Source organism: Arthrobacter rhizophilus, assembly GCF_026241105.1.
Classification (GTDB): domain Bacteria; phylum Actinomycetota; class Actinomycetes; order Actinomycetales; family Micrococcaceae; genus Arthrobacter.
This window is the reverse complement of sequence record NZ_JAPFFT010000017.1, coordinates 51,448-69,323: the sequence shown is the minus strand read 5'-3', so window position 1 is coordinate 69,323 and position 17,876 is coordinate 51,448. Positions and strand designations below refer to the sequence as shown.

Here is a 17,876-nt window from a genome sequence, read left to right as displayed (position 1 = left end):
GAGATTCTCACGGCCCAAGATCGATCGCTCCGCAACCGCAGTAGGAGGGCTCAGGCCGGAACCGCGGGTTCCGCCGTCGTTATCCGGGATAACGAACGGTGGCGCGAAACGGCGCTGAAGCCACCGAAAATCGCGGAATCCGGGAAGCCGAAAGACGTCCCCGTGACCTTGCGCGGGGTTCATTAACGGTTGGGTGCCGAAGCGGACACGAAGCTCCTGAAAGGGCCCCGACGCTTCTACGCTTGAGGTATCGAATCAAGCATTTAGGAGGAGTGGGCCCAAGTGAGAAAGTTTCAGGTGTGGTTGGCAGCTTTGATAGCTGCCGCTGGACTTGGTTTCATGGCTCCGGGGGCAGCTTCGGCAGCCCCGTATTGCGGGATCGTCTGGGGATCGCTCGCAAAGTCCAGCTCGGCGCTGACCCAGGCTCCAGTTGTCAACGTCAGGACGGGGCAGCAACCATGCTTTGACCGTTTAGTGGTCGACCTGAACGGCACGGTTGCAGGCTACTCGATCCGGTACGTTCCACAGATATTGCAGGACGGCTCCGGACTGCCCGTTGAGTTGAGGGGTAATGCGTTCCTGCAAGTCACGGTCAACGCGCCCGCGTACAACTCAAGCGGCAGTGCCACGTACAACCCGGCGAACAAGACGGAACTGACCGACGTCGCCGGCTACAAAACCTTCCGGCAAGTGGCATACGCGGGAAGCTTCGAGGGCTACACCAGCCTCGGATTGGGCGTCCGTGCACGGCTTCCGTTCAGGGTCTTCACGCTGGCCGGCCCGGGAACAGGATCGCGCCTTGTGATTGATGTGGCCAACATGTGGTGAAGCAACCCCCGGTCGGCGGGATGAACACGCACAGAAGCCCTGTTCCGGGTGGATCCGGAACAGGGCTTCCGCGAGTTGGATGCTACTCGGGAACTACGAGGGCAGGGGTGTCCTTGCGCAGGGTTTCGCCGCGGAAGAAGCCGGGCCGGACGCGGGCCATGACCAGCATGACCACCGCTCCGAGGGCCAGGATGCCGATGCCGATGATGAACACCAGGCCGACCCCGAAGATTTCGGACCCGCTGCCGAAGTCCGGCGACCAGCTGTCCACCGCCGTCTGGACGAAGACCAGCGTCAGCACGACGCCGCCGACCACCGGGAAGAGCAGGCGCATGAAGAAGTTGCGGACGCTGCTGAACACGCTGTGCCGGAAGTACCAAGCGCAGGCGAACGCGGTCATTCCGTAGTAGAAGCAGATCATCAAGCCCAGCGCCAGGATGGTGTCGTTGAGGACGTTCTCGCTGACCACCTTCATGATGGCGTAGAACCCGCCGGAGATCGCGCCGGCAACGATGGTCGCGTAACCCGGGGAACCGAAGCGCTTGCTGACGCTGGAGAACTTCTGCGGCAGGGCGCCGTAATGTCCCATGGCCAAGAGGCTGCGGGCGGGCGAAGCCATGGTGGACTGCAAGGACGAGGCGGTGCCTGCGAGTACAGCGAGGGACATCAGGATGGCCAGCGGACCCATGACGGGCGAGGCCAATGCGGCGAAGATGTTCGACTGGTTGTCCGGGTTGTTCAGCCCGATCCCATCGCCGCCAATCCCGGCGACCATCATCGTGGCCACGATCACGGCGACGTAGAGTCCCAGCACGGCGATCGCCGTCGTGGTGCCGGCCTTGCCGGCGGTGCCCTTGCCGCCCTTGGTCTCTTCATTGACCGTCAGGCAGACGTCCCAACCCCAGTAGACGAAGACCGCGAGGGACATGCCGGCGGCGAATTGCTCGAAACTGCTGATCTTTGTCGGGTCAAACCAGTCCCAGCTGAAAGCGATGGCCGTGGGGGTATCGCCGGAGGAGGCATGGGTAAGGGCCATGACGATGAAGACGCCCAAGACCACCACCTGAAATCCCACCATGGCGTACTGCACCAGTTTGGTGGCGTGCAGGCCCCGGTAGCTCACCCACACTGCCAGCGCCACGAAGGCAAGGCACGTGGCGATGTTCAAGGCCTTGTTGGACGTCAGGTCAGCAAGATCGGGATTGCCGAAAACCTGGGCAAGGAAGAGGTAGAAGAAGTCCACCGCGACGCCGGCCAAGTTGGAAAGGACGATGATGTTGGCAGCGAGCAGTCCCCAGCCGCCCATCCAACCGATGAACGGGCCGAAGGCCTTGGTGGCCCACGTGAAGGTGGTGCCGCTGTCGGGGGAGTCTGCGTTGAGCTCGCGGTAGGCGAATGCCACCAGGATCATCGGGATGAAGGCAACGATGAAGATGGCGGGCAACTGCAGGCCCACTGCGTTGACTGCCGGGCCAAGCGAGCTGGTCAGGCTATAGGCGGGTGCCACCGAGGAAATGCCAAGGACGACGACGGCGAGGAGCCCCAGCTGCCCCGTCTTGAGTCCTTTGCCGCTGATGCCGTGTTCGGTGCCGGCGGGATCGTGGGCCTCCACGGATTTCCTTGCGCTTGGGCGGGTTATTTGAGTCATGTGATTGGCTCTTTCTAGATGGCCGAGAGGTGTCGCTGGGTGATGCTGTGGTATTCGGTCATGCAGATTGCTCTCCATTGAGACGAGAGTCACTAAATGAATGACGTTCATTTAGTATGGACGGGGAGAGGCCTTGGCGCAAGGGGTCTTGACGAACAATTTTGGTTTTGTGGCGCGCGAAAAGTGAGATCTCGGCTCTTTCGCAGGCTGAAAGAGCCGAGATCTCACTTCTCAAATAGGGGGATTGGGGCTGCTCAGGTGCTCAGTTCGGCCCGGAGGGAGTAGTCGTCGCCGTCCAGCACAATTTGCGTGCAACGTCCTGTTTCAGGGTTCAGCACGATCGGGGCCGCGAGGTTGACCGTGGTTTTTTCCGGAGTCGGGTTGACCACTACGAGGACGGTTGCCAACCCCATCGGATCTGGAACATTGCCGTCCAACCCAGCCCCGTCCAACCCAGTCCGGTCCAAGCCGAGAACCTCCAGCGTTGAGTGGGGGATGGCGGGGGCGTAGTCCGGAACATAGACGGCGGCGTCGGCCAGGAACATCCGGATCCGCGGGTTGGCTGACTCCATCGCGTAGAGTCCGGGGGCGCCGTCGATTCCCCGCAAGGCAAACCCGTCGGAGGCCTCAAGCCCGGGCATCGGCGCTGTGAAGCTCAGCTCACTAAAAGCCAGTGCCGTACTCATCGCAGGAAATCCATGAGCGTTGGCTGGAGTGCCTTGGCGGTGACCGCGAGGGCAACCTGGTAGTTGGTTTCCTGCAGTTTCAAGTCCAGGACCGTCTTTCCTATGTCAGCGTCTTCAATACCGGAACGCTGCGCGTCCAGTGTTGCCTTCAGCCCATCGTTGGAATCTTGGGCGCTCATGAGTTTGGCCTGCCTCGCTCCGACGTCTGCGCGCCCGGTGACGACTGCCTTGATCCTGTCACCGATTGCTGCCAAGCGGGCGCTGACATCCGCACCGGAGCGGATGTCCGCGACGACGTTGCTCACCAAAGCGAAAACCGAACTGGCGCCGTCTCCGAAGATGGCACCGCCGTCGGCGTCTACCCGCACTGTCTGGGATGCATCAACGCGCCGCTCCACCGTGCCGCCTGGCGTTCCGTTGTACACCGGCGGCGCAGCATTGCTGTACGCCCCCGCGGAATCGGAACTTCCAGCGAAGACGTTGCGGCCCAGATATTGGGTGTTCGCTTGGGCAAGAAGATCCTTGTTGAGGCCTTCGATTTCGACGGCGATCGCCTCCTTGGCGGTGCTGTTGAGGGAGCCGTTGGCGGCTTGGACGGTGAGGTCCCGGACGCGGTTGAGGAGGTTGGTGGCCTGGCCGAGCGCCGAATCGGCGGTTGTCAGCCACCCGCTGCCGTCGCTGATGTTGTTTCCATACTGTCCAGCGGCACTGAGCTGGCTCTTCGTGGCAAGCAGGTTCGCCGTGGCCTCGGGATCGTCGGAGGGCCGGGTGATGTTTTTGAGGGTACTGGCCTTGTCCTGCAGGGCGGCGAGCTTGGACTGCCCGGCCTGCAGGTTCCGTTGGGCGGCCGCGGACATCGTCAGGTTCGTGACACGGTTCAGCATGGTTTACCTTCCCACCAATCCGGTGTGATTGATCAGGACATCGAGGGTTTCGTCTACTGCGGTCATTGCCCGTGCTGCCGCCTGGTAGGCGTGTTGGTTGGTGAGCAGGCTGATGTTTTCTTCGTCAAGGCTGACGGACGCGCCGGAGGAACGCTGGCCGACGGCGGCCGCGCTCGCCGCGTCGGCGAGCTGCTCGTGTTGCTGCGCCGAACGGGAAACCGTGCCAATGCCGGTCACGATGCCGGACCAGAACGCGTCGGGGGATCCGGGCGATGCACCAATCTGGGCCACGGCGTCCGCGATTTTGCCGTCGAGGGCGCCGGAACTCGGAGCGCCGGTGGCGATTCCCGCGGCGCTGGTCGGGACCACGGTGAGGGACAAGGCTGCAGGTCCTGCGGGGTTCGTGGAGAAGAAATCGAGGTTGGTGGCGCCTTTGGGGGATTGTCCGGTGCGGTGAACGGCATTGACGTCGTTCATGAGTTTTGTGGCGAAGGCGTTGTAGGAAGCCGCGGCTTCGGAGACGGCGCCTCCCGTCCCTCCAGCTGCGGCCGGGGCGAGGAGGGATACCGCACCGGCGAGCTTTCCGCCGTCGAGGGGAACAGCGACGCCGGGTCGGTCGGCCCATTCCAACTGCACCGCTGAACCTGAGGCGCCCATGGTTGCTTGGCCTGCCAAGGTGAGATCGCGGTGCGAGGTGCCCGAGACAATGGCATTGCCTCCGACGAAAACATCCACCGTGCCATCGGTGTTATCCCTGACAGTTCCCCCGGCCAGGGACGCAATGGTTTCAGTCACCTGGTTGCGGGCATCGATGAGCTCGTTGGCAGAGCCGCCCGAGGCCGTCACGGAGCGGATGGTCGCACTGAGTCCAGCCACGCGGGCTGCGGCATCGTTCAGCGTCGTAACGGTCGTTGCCGCTTCCCCACGGACGCGCGTCCACTGTGAGTCCAAAGCCCGGTAACCCGTTGATACAGTCGCGGCGAGGGTAGTGCCTGCCTGAAGGACGGCGCCGGCGGGCGCCGCTTCGCCAGGGTGGTTGGAGGCTCCCTGCCACGAGGACCAGAAGTTCTGCAGCGCCGTCGATATCCCGGCAGCCCCGGGCTCGTTGAGGGACCCCTCGATCCGTTGAAGTTCTGTGGACCTCTGACCTGCGTAGCCTGCCTGGGCGGCGCTGGAGCGCACCCCGGCATCGAGGAAGCCGTTGCCCAGGCGGGCGATCCCGTCCACTGACACGCCTTGGCCAGCCTGCACGCCGGCGGAACTGAGGCCTGTGCGGACCGGTGCGCCGATCGCTGATTGTTCGATGCGTTGCCTCGTGTAGCCGTCGGTGCCGGCGTTAGCGATGTTCTGCCCGGCAAGGTTGATGCCCTGCTGCGCTGCGGTGAGGCCCAGGTAGGCCGTGTTGAGTCCGCCGAATGTGCTCACTGCTTATCCTTTGGTGGTCCGGGGCTGCGTTTGATGAGTTTCGGTCAGAATTGCTGGTCGAAAAGGCGGGACGGGGCTGATTCCCCGGTCCGGCCCTGGGATCCGGTTCGGCCGTGGGAGTCGTAGGTCCCCGCAGCCGGCTTCAGGTCCGCCATGGTCTCCTGGGTGGAACGGACGGCGGCGCGGAGGAACTGCTCGTTGGAATCACGCAGCTCCTTGATGGTGGCGGTCTGCTGGTGCATGGCATTCAGGTGCGCGGACAGGACATCAGCCCAGGCCTCTTCCGGGGCGGCCGAGGCCAGCTCGCCCAGCGAGGCCTCCGCGGGCAGGCCCCATTGCTCTGCCACGGCCGCTACTTCCACAGCCCTGGCCAGACCGGCCTTGGAGAGGTGCTCCAGGACCTGCTCCACTTCCCGCGTGCCATGTGGCAACCAGCGGGATTTGCCTGCCGTGAGGAGCAGCTGCTCCTCCTCCAGCTTGAATGTCAGCAGATCCAGCAGCTCACGCTCTCGCCACAGCAGGGCCGACAGTTCATGGATGGCCATGGCGGGTCAACTCCAGTTCCGGGTTGGTTTTCGGGTGCGTTCCCGCGAGAAAGCACTTCCCCTGTGCCTTCACCGCGCTGGAAACAACTATCGGCCGCCTTGCCCCATGCGTTAGGAGTTGTTGATGCATGATTTGGACACTTTGTCCAGTCAAGCGTCCGATGGTCGATCTTGTGGGCCGCAGCAAATTTTTCCTGCGGCTTTTGCTAACCAACAGAACCGCCGTTCCGATAACCAGAAGTGACAGGCCACGGACGGCCTGGGAGTAATACCAGACCCAATCACGGAGGAATACATCATGGGCATGGCAATCAACACAAACCTGATGGCGAACAACGCTTACGGCAACCTCAACCGCACGCAAAACGACGTGTCCAAGTCGATGGAAAAGCTCTCGAGTGGCCTTCGCATCAACCGTGCCGCTGACGACGCAGCCGGCCTCGCGATCTCGGAAGGACTGAAGTCCCAGGTCAGCGGCTCGGCAGTCGCCGCCCGTAACGCCCAGGACGGCATCTCGGTCATCCAGACCACTGAAGGCGCCCTGACCGAAGTCCACTCGATCCTGCAGCGCATGCGTGACCTCGCTGTCCAGGGCTCGAACGACACCAACAACGCCGCATCTCGCACGGCTATCAAGGGCGAAGGTGACTCGCTCGGCAAGGAACTGGACCGTCTCACTAAGTCCACCCAGTTCAATGGCATTGACCTGCTCCAGGGTGCAGGTGGCAACAGTGGCGCTACCCTGAGCATCCAGGTCGGTACTGGCGGCAGCGCCAACGACAAGATCGCCATCACCCTTGGCGACGTTCCCACCGCCGTTGGCACGCTGGCTGGTGCTGCTGGTGCTGCCGGCTTCCTGGTCGGCACGAGCGCAACAGCTCAGACAACGATTGGAACCATCGACACTGCCATCGCCGCGGTTTCGGCTCAGCGCGCTGACTTGGGCGCAACCCAGAACCGTTTGGAACACGCCACGAAGACCCTCCAGGTCTCCGGCGAAAACCTGCAGGCGGCTCAGTCCCGCATCACGGACACCGATATGGCTGCGGAAATGGTCAAGTACACCAAGGCCAACATCATGTCCCAGGCCGGCACCGCAATGCTGGCCCAGGCCAACCAGTCCGGCCAGGGCATTCTCTCGCTCCTGCGCTAGGACCTTCCGGTAACAGACCGGTAATAAGCGAATGGCGGCCAGGGCGGGTATACCCCTTGGCCGCCATTCGCGTCCGGATCCCGCTGACATAACCAACACATCCGGAAGGACAAACCGTGGGAAGCTCGATCGACGGTCTCGCCAGCGGCTTGAACACCACCTCAATCATTAGTTCGCTCATGGCTGTGGAAGCACAACCGCAGACACAACTGAAGACAAAGCTTGTGTCAGACCAGACGATGATTTCGACGCTTCAGTCGCTCAACTCCAAATTGTCTTCACTGAAGGGCCTTGCGAGCGGCGACTCGGCCTTGAACGCCATGAACTTGTTTACCGCCACCACGAGCTCGCCACTGCTCACTGCGACGGCGACCACCTCCGCGACCGCGGGCTCTATTGATGTCACAGTCACCCAGTTGGCCCAGAGCCAAGTGGATGTTAGCGCCGCCATCACCAGTTGGCCTACGGACGGCTCGGGTGCTCCCGCGCACCTCACACTCGTCGATTCCACGGGAAAACAGACCGAGATCACGCCGGGATCCACCTCCCTCGACGACGTCGTGACGGCAATCAACGCAGCCTCCGGCCCGGCGCGGGCCGTGAAGGTTCCCGCAGGCAACGGGACCTATCGACTTCAACTGACCGCAGCCACTTCCGGCTCGACAGGCGCCTTCAGCGTCTACCAGGGTACCGCAGCGCAAGTGAGCGCGGGCACCGCAACCGACCTGATGGCAGACCCCTCGGCCGCCGTGGTCAAGGCCGCCCAAGACGCCAAAGCAACGCTGTATGCCGGCACGTCGGCAGCCCAGACGATCACCTCCGGAACGAACACTTTCACCGAGTTGCTTCCCGGTGTATCAGTCACAGCGTCAGCGGCCACAGCCGGACCTGTGACCGTCAACATCGCGAGTGACTCCACAGGGATCACCAAAAAGGCCGGCGACTTGGTGAACGCGGTCAATGACGTGCTTGGCTTCGTGTCCATCTACAGCACGGTGACCCAGACAACGGACGCGAAGGGCGCCAGCGCGGCAAGCGGCGGGATCTTCACCGGCAACAGCAGCATCCGCGCGGTCAACGACGACGTCTTCGCCGCGATGTCGATGCCCGTGAACGGGAAGTCTCCGTCCGAGTACGGAATTAACGTCACCAGGGACGGCAACTTCACTTTTGACGCAGCCAAGCTCCAATCCTCATTGGCCTCGGACCCCTCCGGTACGCAAGCAGCACTCCAAACCATCGCGTCCCGGGTGTCCGACGCCGCCAACAATGCAACCGATCCGATCAGCGGCTCGGTTACCGGCCTGATCAAAGGACAACAATCCGAAGTGGCGGATCTGGGCAGCCAGATCTCCGACTGGGACCAGCGCTTGGCCACCAGGCGGCTGACCTTGCAAACCACGTACAACGCCATGGAAGTCGCCCTTGGCCAACTCAACGCGCAGCAATCATGGCTCACGGGCCAGATTGCCGGCCTCTCGACCTCGACCAAGTAAGGAGCGTAACCATGACTTCCACAGCCCTCCGCGCCAGCCAGCTTTCGCGCTACAACGACGATGCAGTCCTTTCCGCCCCGCCGGCCCGATTGCTCACCATGCTGTATGATCGGCTGCTCCTGGACCTGAACCGCGCCCAATTCGCCCAGGAGAACGCCAACTGGGGAGTCGCAAGTGAAAACCTCTTGCATGCACAGGCGATCGTCACCGAGTTGTCCTCCACCTTGAAGACCGATGCATGGGATGGGGCGCCCGGGCTGCTGAGCATCTACCAGTACGCCATGGAAGCCATGATCGGGGCCAACATCTACCGCGACGTCAACCGGACCAAGGAATGCATTGCGCTCCTGGAGCCCCTACGGCAAGGATGGCACGAGGCTGCCTCACAGCTGCCGGTCCAGGCCACGGTATCCGCCACGACCAGGACGAACGGCATGCTCGGTGTCGGCTGATTCGGTTCAGGAATGGTCCGAAATCCTGGACCGCTTGGAAGCCGGCATCGCAGAGGCCTTCGTCAGCGGAGAACCCGCGCCATGGAATCCTCCCGACGAGGCCAGGCCTCTTCCAGTGGAATTGGCTGACAGGGCGCGGCGGGTCCTCGACGCGCAGCTGGAAGCAATGGCCATGCTCGGCAAGGTCCGCAACGACGCTCTGGCCCACTTGGACGCCCTCAGCACTGTCCCGAACACCCAAAGTACAGCGCGGCCGCTGTTCCTTGACGTCCAAGGCTGAAGAGAACGCACCGAAAACAACTTCCACGATCGACTAACGGATGCCCTGTAGGTGCCGATGGTGGAAGTTGAGCAGGGATCGCTCGATGCGCGGCCACGGATCGGCCTCTTCATATCTATTCGCGAAGGCAGGCCGTCGTGTTCGATTCAGTGACTTCTGTTGCCCTTGGTAGCGCGCTCGACGGGCTGACATTGCGCCAGCGCACCATCGCCAACAACATCGCGAACATCAACACCCCTAACTACCACGCCAAGAGGGTCCAGTTCGAAGACGCCCTCGCAGCCTCCGTGCGCTCAGGTGACGGGTACGCCGCATCCACGATCTCGACGTCGCAGGAGCCCGCCCAGCTCAACGGCAACAACGTGAACCTGGACACCGAAACCCTTTCCAACATCGACACCGTGCTCCGGTACCAGTTCGCGGCCCGGGCCGCCAGCAGCGAATTCACGGCCCTCCGCACCGCCATGAGGACCAGCTGATGACCTTTGATGCGATCGGCATTGCCGGCTCCGCCCTGACCGTGCACCGCAAGTGGCTCGACGCCGTCTCGGACAACCTGGCGAACATGAACACCGCGACCCGCACCAACGGCAAGGCGTTCCAAGCGCGCTACATCGAGGCCGCCGAAGGCAGCAACGGAACCGGCGTTTACGTCAAGGCCACCACTCAAGGCAGTGCAACGGGCAGGCTCGTGTACCAACCTGACCATCCGCTGGCCGATGCCCAAGGCTACGTCCGCTATCCGGACATAGACATCGCCGAACAGATGGGTTCCCTGATTGTGGCCCAACGCGGTTACCAGGCCAACGCCCAGGTGGTGGACCGCGCCCGCGAGACTTACCTGGCAGCGCTTGAGATAGGAAAATCCTGATGGCATTGGACCCGATCGGTGCAATTCAAGGCGCTGGCAACGGGCTTGGCGTGCAGGGCGTCAGCGGCACCGGCTACGCGGGTGGCACAGGTAACGCCACTGGAACGGCCGGGGCGGCGGGCGGCAACGGCTTCGCCACCGCGCTTACCGGCGCCGTGGACAACCTCCAGTCACTGCAATCGACGTCGAACCAGCTGGCTGTGTCCGCGGTGACGGGCAACCTTGATGACATCCACAAGGCGACCATCGCGGCCACACGCGCCCAGATCACTTTGGAACTTGTGGCCACGGTACGGAACAAGGGCGTTGACGCGTTCAACGAGATCATGAGGATGCAGGCCTGATGCCTCCACAGATTGCCGCTTTCTTTCGCAAGCTCGGCGATGGATTCAAGGGGTTCACCGCCGGGCAGCGCACCATCGCCATCATCGGCATCGCAGTCCTGGTCCTGGGCGGGGTGGCCCTGTCAGCATGGTTGGGCAAACCGTCCTACTCGCCCCTTTTCTCCGGATTGAAGGACACCGACGCCAACGGGATCGTGGAGCAGTTGCGCAAGGACAATGTTCCGTATGAGCTCAGCAATGGCGGTTCCACCATCCTGGTTCCCGACAACAAGGTCAACGATGAGCGGCTGAAGGCAGCGGCAGCGGGCCTTCCGGCGGCCGCCGCCACGGGCTATTCGCTGCTGGACAAGCTCGGGGTGACCTCTTCCGAGTTCCAGCAATCCGTCACCTACAAGCGCGCGCTTGAGGGCGAACTCGCTACCACCATCCAGGCCATGGACGGCGTCAAGACCGCCGCCGTGCAGCTCGCCATTCCGGCAAAAACAGTATTCGTGGACAAATCCCCGGACGCCACGGCATCCGTGTTCGTGGAAACACGGCCGGGCGTGACCCTGTCCGCGGACAAGGTCCAGGCGATTGTGCACTTGACGTCCGCCTCGATCGAAAACCTGAAGCCAACGAATGTGTCCGTGGTGGATTCGCAGGGCAACGTCCTCTCCACGGTGGGTGGAGGAGCCACGGGCTCCTCGTCCAAACAGGCCACCGACTACCAGCAGCGCACGTCCGATTCGGTGCGGGCCGTGCTGGACAAGGTGGTAGGACCCGGCAACGCCACCGTCGCCGTCGCCGCCGACGTGACCGCAGAATCCGCGCAACAGCGCAGCGAGACATTCTCCGCGGCCAAGGACGCTGTTCCGCTGAGCGAGACCACCAAGACAGAGAAGTTCACCGGAACGGGAGGCGGTGCGTCCGGCGTCCTGGGACCGGACAACATCGCTGTGCCCGGCGGGACCAACGGCAACGGAACCTTCGACTCCAGCGACACCACCAAGAACAACGCGGTCAACAAGGTCACCGAAGACCGCACCATTCCCCAAGGTGCCGTGAAGCGCCAAACCATCTCCGTCGCCATCAACCAGTCCGCGGCTGCAGGACTCAACATCAACTCGATCAAGGCACTGGTGACTTCCGCCGCCGGCATCGATCCTGCGCGCGGCGACGTGGTGACTGTCGAAGTGTTGCCCTTCAGCACGTCGGCTGCGGACGCAGCCGCACAAGCGCTGGGCTCGGCCAAGGCCCAAGCCGATGCCAAGCAACAGTCGGATTTGGTGAATACGCTCATCCTGGCGGGCAGCATCCTGCTGGCAGTAGTTGCCCTGATTGTGCTTGTGCTCATCCTCCTGCGGCGCAGGCAGCAACGCGAACCAGTTGACCTTGGTGAGCGGCTTGACTACGAGATGCTTCCCCTTGCGGTCACGACACCGGCCCTTGAAGGGCCCCCCTCGACGACGGCGATTGAGCTGCCCCCGGTGCATCCCGTTCCGGCCTTGCCCATGCCTGCCTTGCCGATACCAGGCGCCGAAGCGCTCGACGGCGAGCGGCGGCGTGCCCAGATTGAAGCCATGGTCGCCGAAAACCCGGCCCGGACCGCCGAGTACCTGCGTGGGCTCATGGACGAAAAGCAGCCGGTATGAGGGCCGGAGAGCTCGGCTTGGAGGTAGGCGGCCTGACCGGTGCCCAGAAGGTGGCCGTGGTGCTGATGCAGATGAGCCCGGCCAGTGCGGCCTCCGTCATGACCCAGTTTTCAGAGTCCGAGGCTGAAGACATTGCCGCCGAGATCGTGCGCTTGCGCCGCGTCTCCTCGGCAGTGGCGGACCACGTCATGACCGAGTTCCACGAACTTGCGGTCAGCGGACGCCGGACTGCCCGCGGTGGCCAGGAATTCGCCGTCGGGCTCTTGGAAGCGTCCTTCGGTGCGGATAAAGCAGCAGGTTTCATGGACCGCCTTGCATCCACCATGGCCGGGAAGTCGTTCGAGTTCCTGGAAATGATGGACTCCGGGCAACTCTTGGCCCTGATCGACAGCGAGATGCCCCAGACCATTGCCTTGATCCTGGCGCACCTGCGGCCGGGCAAGGCCTCCGCGGTCATGGCCGGTCTGGGCGACGTCCAACGGAGCGAGGTGGCCCGTTGCATCGCCACGATGGGAATGGCGTCGCCGGAAGCCGTGGGAATCGTGGCCGAGACCCTCAAAGTGCGTGCCGGTGCGGTCATGTCGCAAAGGAAATCGAGCGAGATTGTCGGTGGAATCCAACCCCTGGTCGACATTATCAACCGATCCGATGTCAACACGGAACGCTCCGTACTGGACGGTTTGGAGACCCTCGACCCGGAGCTGGCCACGGAGGTGCGCGCCCGGATGCTGACCTTCGTGGACATCGTGAAACTGGAACGCCGCGACATCCAGCAGATCCTGCGAGGAGTCAACGCCGAAGTGCTCGCCGTCGCCATGAAGGGCGCGCCTACAGCAGTGCTCGAAGCGGTGCGCACCAACGTGTCCGGCCGGAACCTCGAGATCCTCGAAGCCGAGATGGCTTCCGCCGGGCCTGTCCGCGCGTCCCAGGTTGAAGAGGCCCGCGCGGAGATTGTCCGCTCGATCCGCGAATTGGAAGCCGAAGGTGCAATCGTGGTCCGGCGCGGCGAAGAGGACGACTATGTCTACTGACGCCTCCACCGATTTCGCCCGCGTCGTCTTCCCTGACATCCAGCCAGCTGAGCGGTCCCGCAAGAAGGACAGCGGCTACACCCAAGGACACGCAGCAGGCTACGCTGCAGGCATCAAGGCTGCGGCGCAGGAACAGCAGCGCCTTCGCGACCAGCTCCAGGCTGAACACCGCGCAATGCTCGACGCCGGGCGGCAGACGGTAGCGCAAGCTGTCCGTGCGCTCGAAGCAGCCACAGCCGCAACCCGTCAATACCGTGGCGTTGCGTTGGAAAAAGCGCAGGATGTGTTGGCGGCCAGTGCGATCGAGCTTGCCGAAGCCATCCTTGGCTATGAACTCGACAAGGGCCAGAACACCGCCCGGGCTGCTCTCGCCCGTGCCCTCGGAGCCGTGTCCGGGCTGGAAACCGTGACTGCCATCCGCCTCCACCCGGCAGACCTTGCCGCGCTGGCCGCCGTCGACGCCGGGAACGTGGCCGGCGTCGAACTCAAAGCCGATCCGGCACTGAACCCCGGAGACGCGATCGCGGAATATCCGCAGGGCTGGATCGACGCCCGGCTCAACACCGCTTTGGACAGGGCCAAAGCGGCCCTGCGGGGGAACGACGCATGAGCCTCACGGCGTACCGGCCGCACGCTGGCCGGTTCGGCGCAGCCCTCGCCGCCGCGGCCCCACAGCGCGTGGGCACGGTGACATCCGTGCTTGGCCTCGGCCTGGAAGTTTCCGGCTTGGACTGTGCCGTGGGAGATCTGGTGACCGTGGGCGAGGCCCCCGGGCTCGACGCCGAAGTGGTCGCCTCGCTCAGCGGCGCCGTGCGCTGCATGCCGCTGGGACGGTTGACCGGAGTGGCCGCGGGAGACGCGGCACGTGCCAAGGGCAGCCCGATCCTGGTCCCGACCGGACGCGGTCTGTTCGGACGCGTGCTGGATGCGCTGGGGCGTCCGATCGACGGCAAAGCCCCGTTGCCTGCCAGTCCCATGGTCCCCTTGGACAACGAGGCGCCGTCAGCCATGCACCGCGCGCGGGTAGACACCCCGCTGCAGACCGGCGTCCGCGTCCTGGACACCATGGCCACGCTTGGCCGCGGACAGCGCATGGGGTTGTTCGCAGGCTCGGGCGTTGGCAAGTCCTCGCTGCTGTCCATGATCGCCCGCGGCACGGATGCCGAAGTCTCCGTGATTGCCTTGGTGGGGGAGCGTGGCCGTGAAGTTCGCGAATTCCTGGAGGACGACCTTGGCCCGGAAGGCCTGGCACGTTCCGTGGTTGTTGTTGCGACGTCCGACGAGCCCGCCCTCATGCGCTTGCGCGCCGCCGTCACGGCCACCAGGATCGCCGAATCGTTCCGTGAAGCCGGCCAGGACGTGGTGCTCATGATGGATTCGCTCACCCGCGTTGCCATGGCCCAGCGCGAAATCGGCCTCTCTGCCGGTGAGCCGCCCGCCACGCGCGGCTACCCGCCGTCGACCTTTTCCGTGCTGGCCCGGCTCTTGGAACGTTCCGGCACTGCCGAAACCGGCTCCGTGACCGGTATCTACACGGTGCTGGTGGACGGCGACGACCACAACGAACCGATCGCCGACGCAGCCCGCTCCATCCTGGACGGACACGTGGTTTTGGACAGGAAGCTCGCCGTCACGGGGCACTTCCCGTCAGTGGACGTGCTCGGTTCCGTGTCCCGTGTAGCCTCCAAGGTCAACACGGCCGATCGCACGGCGCTCGCAGCATCCTTGCGCAGGGTCCTCGCCGCGCGGCGCAGCGCCCAGGACCTGATCGACGTCGGCGCCTACCACCGTGGCAGCAATCCCTTGGTTGATGCGGCGCTGGACCACGAAGCCGCCATCAACGGGTTCCTGCAGCAACGCATGGACGAATCCACCCCATACAGCGAGTCCTGGCCGGAACTCTTCCGACTCTCAGCAAGCCTCGAAGGAGCCGTGTGAACCGTCAATTCTCCTTGGCCGGGCTTCTGCGCCTGCGCCAGACCCAGCAGGACGCCGCCGCCAGTGGACTGGCCCGTGCCAACGCCCGGTCCGCATCCCTGCGGTCCCGCCGGGCCACTGCGCGCGAGGAACTAGCTGAGTCCACCGGAAATGCCGGCAGCTCCGCCGCATTGTTGGCGATCGCCGCCGCTCGTGCTTCTGCGCAAAGCATGTTGGCCGAACTTGACGCCTTGGCCGCCAGCGCGGAGGCGGAAGCAGCCGAGGCTCGCGAGGAATACACCGAAGCCAAGCGCCGAGCGGTGGGACTTGAGAAGCTCGAAGACCGTCACGGAGCCGCCTTCGAGGCTTCCGCGCTGCGCGCTGAACAAGGCGTGCTGGACGAGATTGCTTCTTCCGCGTGGCACCGCAGTTCGGCGCAGCCGGCTCCAGTCCATCCCGCTGCGGCTCCTGCAGCGCGGAAGGCTGGCTCATGAGCATGACCGAGGCCATCGGGCGCATCCAGAGCATCGAGTCGATGCTGCAGTCACTGACTCACGGTGTACGCCCGCAGTCCTCCACGGGGACGGCCGCCGCCTCAGCCAGTGCGGTTTCTTCCGGGGACGCGGCATCTTTCGCGCAGGCGCTGAGCACGGCCGTCGGGGGCTCGACGGCGCCGGACATGAGCCAACTCGCTTCGTCCCTGGGGCTCGGGAGCGCTGCAGGCCTCAGCGGTGTAGCGGGAGCGCGTGCGCTTTCGGGCGTCGGCACCGGAATAGCCACTGTCGGAGTCACGGGCGACGCCGTGGTGGCCGCCGCCAAGAAGTACGTCGGCGTGCCCTATGTCTGGGGCGGCACGAACCCCGCGGTAGGCATGGATTGTTCTGGCTTTGTGCAACGCGTCTTCAAGGACCTGGGCGTCGACCTGCCCCGCGTGGTCAGCGACCAAATGCAGAAGGGCACCCCGGTGGCGTCCTTGGCCCAAGCCAAACCCGGCGACCTCCTGGTGAGTTTCGGCGGCGAACACATCTCCATCTATCTAGGCAACGGCAAAGCGATCGACGCCCCCGTCCCCGGACAGACCATCCAGATCCGTGATGCGTGGGAGCAGCAGTCCAATCTGACCGCGATCCGCCGCATTGTGCCCGCGGGAGGTTCGTGATGCAGTTGCCTCCCGCCACTGCAGCTCCCCGTCTGCCGTCTTCTGGAACTGCGTCGGCTCCGCATTCCGGCTCGGCCGCCGGTTTTGATTCCGTGATGGGCGGTGTGCTGGCGTCCGGCGCGACCGCTTCCGGCGGAAAGCCGTCCGGGGCGAAGGACCAGCCAGCGTCCGACGACGGCGGGCCGGGAAAGCCTGCCGCCGACGGTTCCGGGACGGTTGCGCGCTCTCTTGAGTCCCACCTGGTTGAACCCCGCCCTGTTGAACCCCGCCCTGATAAACAGGGAGAAGCGAAGGACGCCCAATGTACGGCCGATCCCGCGAATGCGGCGGCCGCTGCGGGAGCTTGTGCTCCCAGCGGACTCGCGATTTCCGGCCTCGCGTCCGGAAGTGCTGCGGCGCAAGGACTTGCATCGGGCCTCGGGCAGGGCCTCGCGCCGGGCAAAGAGGGTGTTTCTCCCGCCGCCGGTCCGCTCGAGTCGGTCGCGGGCACCGTGGCAACAGGCAATGTTGCGGCTGTGGCCGGGGGATCGGCTTCTGGCGGGCTCAGCTCGGCCATGCGGCCGGCTACGCTGCCGGTGAATGCGACAGTTCCTTCGGGGCCGGATGGTGTTGCGATAATTGCGGGGAACTTGCAGTCTTTGGGAAGCACCCTGCCTTCGGGGAACACTGCCCCTTGGAAGACCCCGGCTGCTTCCGTCCCTGCCTCTCCGGCGCCGGCAGCGCTCCCGGCCGGAAACCGGGGCCCAAGTACGGTCGAGCCGCGCGCAATTCTGCCGGGTCCTGTCCAGCCAATAGCTGCTTCAGCCGCCGGCCCTGCCCCCGCCAGCCCTGCGCCCGCCGGCCCGGCCCTCGCCAGCCCCGAAGCTGCCGCCAGCACCACCGCAGCCTTGGCAGGGGCGGCAGGCACCGCCGTCGTACTTCCTTCCGGGAAACCGGGGACGCAACAGGACCCGAAACTGCTCGGCGGCCAAGGTACTCCTGCCACGGCAGGCATTCCGGCCGGAATTCCGGCTGTCCTGCAGCCAGCGGCGCCCCTCCAACAGGTTCCTTCGGCCGCTACTCCGGGCGTGGCCACGACGGCACCGCAGGCAGATCCAGCCAAGCTGCTTCCCCAGGTAAGCGGACCGCTGTTCTCCCTTGCAGCGGGGGAGCCGGGAAGGCACGTGATGACGCTGAGGTTGTCCCCGGAAGACCTGGGTCCGCTGACTGTTCGGGCCCACATAGACGGCGCGGGTGTGCGGATCGAATTGTTCGCCCCCGGGGAAGCCGGCCGGGAGGCAGTGCGCAGCATCCTGCCGGAACTACGGCGCGGGCTCGGGGAATCCGGTTTCGGCGCCAGCCTCGACTTGTCCGAACACAACGCCCCGGCCGATTCCGGCGCGGGCTCGGATACACGCGACAGGCGTCCGGCGGAAAGCCCGGCCTTCCCACGGGGCAGCGACGGCGAGCCCGTTCGCTTGCCGCGCACCGCCGTCGTACTTCCCCGAAGCAGTACCAGCAGCCTGGACATTCTCGTCTGATGA

20 protein-coding genes are annotated in these 17,876 nt (G+C 64.5%); 15 read left to right on the top strand and 5 right to left on the bottom strand.

Annotation, left to right across the window (positions count from 1 at the left end):
- Positions 1-282 precede the first annotated feature (282 nt).
- Positions 283-828 carry an AMIN-like domain-containing (lipo)protein gene (locus OOZ51_RS14780; protein ID WP_265980511.1) on the top strand — a complete coding sequence of 182 codons (546 nt, stop codon included), beginning with the start codon at positions 283-285 and terminating at the stop codon, positions 826-828.
- A gap of 82 nt (positions 829-910) precedes the next feature.
- On the opposite strand, the gene OOZ51_RS14775 is transcribed toward OOZ51_RS14780, so the two are convergent.
- The 5 genes from OOZ51_RS14775 to OOZ51_RS14755 form a co-directional block, all read right to left on the bottom strand.
- Positions 911-2,476, bottom strand: a complete 1,566-nt coding sequence (locus tag OOZ51_RS14775; protein WP_265980510.1) for an APC family permease — start codon at positions 2,474-2,476, stop codon at positions 911-913.
- Between the two features lie 254 nt (positions 2,477-2,730).
- Complete coding sequence (locus OOZ51_RS14770; protein ID WP_265980509.1) at positions 2,731-3,162, bottom strand: flagellar assembly protein FliW; 432 nt, start codon at positions 3,160-3,162, stop codon at positions 2,731-2,733.
- Entirely contained in the window at positions 3,159-4,046 is an 888-nt protein-coding gene (gene flgL / locus OOZ51_RS14765) for a flagellar hook-associated protein FlgL (RefSeq protein ID WP_265980508.1), read from the bottom strand. Before flgL ends, OOZ51_RS14770 begins: the two co-directional genes overlap by 4 nt.
- A gap of 3 nt (positions 4,047-4,049) precedes the next feature.
- Entirely contained in the window at positions 4,050-5,471 is a 1,422-nt protein-coding gene (flgK, locus tag OOZ51_RS14760) for a flagellar hook-associated protein FlgK (protein ID WP_265980507.1), read from the bottom strand.
- Positions 5,472-5,515: 44 nt separating this feature from the next.
- The gene (locus OOZ51_RS14755; protein WP_265980506.1) at positions 5,516-6,016 is read right to left on the bottom strand and encodes a flagellar protein FlgN; all 501 of its coding nucleotides are present in this window, start codon (positions 6,014-6,016) and stop codon (positions 5,516-5,518) included.
- A gap of 298 nt (positions 6,017-6,314) precedes the next feature.
- Between OOZ51_RS14755 and OOZ51_RS14750 the strand changes: the two genes are divergently transcribed.
- From OOZ51_RS14750 to OOZ51_RS14685, 14 genes are all read left to right on the top strand, one after another.
- Positions 6,315-7,169 carry a flagellin N-terminal helical domain-containing protein gene (locus OOZ51_RS14750; RefSeq protein ID WP_265980504.1) on the top strand — a complete coding sequence of 285 codons (855 nt, stop codon included), beginning with the start codon at positions 6,315-6,317 and terminating at the stop codon, positions 7,167-7,169.
- A gap of 116 nt (positions 7,170-7,285) precedes the next feature.
- Positions 7,286-8,665: a flagellar filament capping protein FliD gene (gene fliD / locus OOZ51_RS14745; protein ID WP_265980502.1), complete on the top strand. Its 1,380-nt coding sequence runs from the start codon at positions 7,286-7,288 to the stop codon at positions 8,663-8,665.
- An 11-nt stretch (positions 8,666-8,676) separates the two neighbouring features.
- Positions 8,677-9,117 carry a flagellar export chaperone FliS gene (fliS, locus tag OOZ51_RS14740; protein ID WP_265980500.1) on the top strand — a complete coding sequence of 147 codons (441 nt, stop codon included), beginning with the start codon at positions 8,677-8,679 and terminating at the stop codon, positions 9,115-9,117.
- A complete protein-coding gene (locus OOZ51_RS14735) occupies positions 9,107-9,397 on the top strand; it encodes a hypothetical protein (protein ID WP_265980499.1) in 291 nt (96 codons plus the stop codon). The genes fliS and OOZ51_RS14735 overlap by 11 nt, the downstream gene beginning before the upstream one ends.
- A 137-nt stretch (positions 9,398-9,534) precedes the next feature.
- The gene (locus OOZ51_RS14730) at positions 9,535-9,876 is read left to right on the top strand and encodes a flagellar basal body rod protein FlgB (protein WP_265980498.1); all 342 of its coding nucleotides are present in this window, start codon (positions 9,535-9,537) and stop codon (positions 9,874-9,876) included.
- A complete protein-coding gene (locus OOZ51_RS14725) occupies positions 9,876-10,268 on the top strand; it encodes a flagellar basal body rod protein FlgC (protein ID WP_265980497.1) in 393 nt (130 codons plus the stop codon). The genes OOZ51_RS14730 and OOZ51_RS14725 overlap by 1 nt, the downstream gene beginning before the upstream one ends.
- Positions 10,268-10,612 (top strand): flagellar hook-basal body complex protein FliE, encoded by a 345-nt coding sequence (fliE, locus tag OOZ51_RS14720; protein ID WP_265980496.1) that lies wholly within the window; start codon positions 10,268-10,270, stop codon positions 10,610-10,612. The genes OOZ51_RS14725 and fliE overlap by 1 nt, the downstream gene beginning before the upstream one ends.
- Positions 10,612-12,246, top strand: coding sequence for a flagellar basal-body MS-ring/collar protein FliF (gene fliF, locus OOZ51_RS14715; RefSeq protein ID WP_265980494.1), 1,635 nt, complete (start codon positions 10,612-10,614; stop codon positions 12,244-12,246). The genes fliE and fliF overlap by 1 nt, the downstream gene beginning before the upstream one ends.
- Positions 12,243-13,277: a flagellar motor switch protein FliG gene (gene fliG, locus OOZ51_RS14710; protein ID WP_265980492.1), complete on the top strand. Its 1,035-nt coding sequence runs from the start codon at positions 12,243-12,245 to the stop codon at positions 13,275-13,277. Before fliF ends, fliG begins: the two co-directional genes overlap by 4 nt.
- Positions 13,267-13,887, top strand: a complete 621-nt coding sequence (locus OOZ51_RS14705) for a FliH/SctL family protein (RefSeq protein ID WP_265980491.1) — start codon at positions 13,267-13,269, stop codon at positions 13,885-13,887. The genes fliG and OOZ51_RS14705 overlap by 11 nt, the downstream gene beginning before the upstream one ends.
- Positions 13,884-15,215 carry a FliI/YscN family ATPase gene (locus tag OOZ51_RS14700; protein ID WP_265980489.1) on the top strand — a complete coding sequence of 444 codons (1,332 nt, stop codon included), beginning with the start codon at positions 13,884-13,886 and terminating at the stop codon, positions 15,213-15,215. Before OOZ51_RS14705 ends, OOZ51_RS14700 begins: the two co-directional genes overlap by 4 nt.
- Entirely contained in the window at positions 15,212-15,688 is a 477-nt protein-coding gene (gene fliJ / locus OOZ51_RS14695) for a flagellar export protein FliJ (protein ID WP_265980487.1), read from the top strand. Before OOZ51_RS14700 ends, fliJ begins: the two co-directional genes overlap by 4 nt.
- Positions 15,685-16,353, top strand: a complete 669-nt coding sequence (locus tag OOZ51_RS22405; protein WP_323054760.1) for a C40 family peptidase — start codon at positions 15,685-15,687, stop codon at positions 16,351-16,353. The genes fliJ and OOZ51_RS22405 overlap by 4 nt, the downstream gene beginning before the upstream one ends.
- A complete protein-coding gene (locus tag OOZ51_RS14685; RefSeq protein ID WP_265980486.1) occupies positions 16,353-17,873 on the top strand; it encodes a flagellar hook-length control protein FliK in 1,521 nt (506 codons plus the stop codon). The genes OOZ51_RS22405 and OOZ51_RS14685 overlap by 1 nt, the downstream gene beginning before the upstream one ends.
- The last annotated feature ends 3 nt before the right edge of the window (positions 17,874-17,876 follow it).

What these genes read in the sequence shown, in the direction of transcription:
- flgL (WP_265980508.1), bottom strand. Translation starts at nt 4,046, where the DNA reads ATGCTGAACCGTGTCACGAACCTGACGATGTCCGCGGCCGCCCAACGG.
- fliS (WP_265980500.1), top strand. Translation starts at nt 8,677, where the DNA reads ATGACTTCCACAGCCCTCCGCGCCAGCCAGCTTTCGCGCTACAACGAC.
- OOZ51_RS14685 (WP_265980486.1), top strand. Translation starts at nt 16,353, where the DNA reads ATGCAGTTGCCTCCCGCCACTGCAGCTCCCCGTCTGCCGTCTTCTGGA.
- fliG (WP_265980492.1), top strand. Translation starts at nt 12,243, where the DNA reads ATGAGGGCCGGAGAGCTCGGCTTGGAGGTAGGCGGCCTGACCGGTGCC.
- OOZ51_RS14755 (WP_265980506.1), bottom strand. Translation starts at nt 6,016, where the DNA reads ATGGCCATCCATGAACTGTCGGCCCTGCTGTGGCGAGAGCGTGAGCTG.
- OOZ51_RS14750 (WP_265980504.1), top strand. Translation starts at nt 6,315, where the DNA reads ATGGGCATGGCAATCAACACAAACCTGATGGCGAACAACGCTTACGGC.
- OOZ51_RS14770 (WP_265980509.1), bottom strand. Translation starts at nt 3,162, where the DNA reads ATGAGTACGGCACTGGCTTTTAGTGAGCTGAGCTTCACAGCGCCGATG.
- OOZ51_RS14700 (WP_265980489.1), top strand. Translation starts at nt 13,884, where the DNA reads ATGAGCCTCACGGCGTACCGGCCGCACGCTGGCCGGTTCGGCGCAGCC.
- fliE (WP_265980496.1), top strand. Translation starts at nt 10,268, where the DNA reads ATGGCATTGGACCCGATCGGTGCAATTCAAGGCGCTGGCAACGGGCTT.
- OOZ51_RS22405 (WP_323054760.1), top strand. Translation starts at nt 15,685, where the DNA reads ATGAGCATGACCGAGGCCATCGGGCGCATCCAGAGCATCGAGTCGATG.
- fliF (WP_265980494.1), top strand. Translation starts at nt 10,612, where the DNA reads ATGCCTCCACAGATTGCCGCTTTCTTTCGCAAGCTCGGCGATGGATTC.
- OOZ51_RS14775 (WP_265980510.1), bottom strand. Translation starts at nt 2,476, where the DNA reads ATGACTCAAATAACCCGCCCAAGCGCAAGGAAATCCGTGGAGGCCCAC.
- OOZ51_RS14705 (WP_265980491.1), top strand. Translation starts at nt 13,267, where the DNA reads ATGTCTACTGACGCCTCCACCGATTTCGCCCGCGTCGTCTTCCCTGAC.
- OOZ51_RS14725 (WP_265980497.1), top strand. Translation starts at nt 9,876, where the DNA reads ATGACCTTTGATGCGATCGGCATTGCCGGCTCCGCCCTGACCGTGCAC.